The organism is Psychrobacter sp. CAL346-MNA-CIBAN-0220 (assembly GCF_040309805.1).
Taxonomy (GTDB): Bacteria; Pseudomonadota; Gammaproteobacteria; order Pseudomonadales; family Moraxellaceae; genus Psychrobacter.
This window is the reverse complement of sequence record NZ_JBEOPF010000062.1, coordinates 1-341: the sequence shown is the minus strand read 5'-3', so window position 1 is coordinate 341 and position 341 is coordinate 1. Positions and strand designations below refer to the sequence as shown.

General features: G+C 41.3%; 1 pseudogene. It reads left to right on the top strand.

The annotated features are described in order from the left end of the window. Window positions 1–341, top strand: a pseudogene (locus AAEY88_RS12700) (alkyl hydroperoxide reductase subunit F); the annotation flags it as partial.

Sequence of the window (341 nt, the reverse complement as noted above, 5' to 3'; positions counted from 1 at the left end):
AGCATAGCAAGCGTGCTGAGTTGATTGATTTTTTGAGCAAAATCGCTGGTACGACAGATAAGATTAATTTTGACGCACAAGCTAACGATGACAGTTTGCCAAGCCCAATCAGTTTTAAAGTAATCAGTCACATCGATGGTGCTTTGACGGATACAGGTATTGTCTTTAGTGGTATTCCAGGCGGTCATGAATTTACTTCGCTGATATTGGCAATTTTACAGGCTGGTGGTCATACCTTAAAACTTGACGAAGGCATTCAAAAGCTGATTAAACGCTTTAATAAGCCACTACAGTTTCAAACTTACGTGTCGCTTTCTTGCCACAGCTGCCCAGAAGTTGTG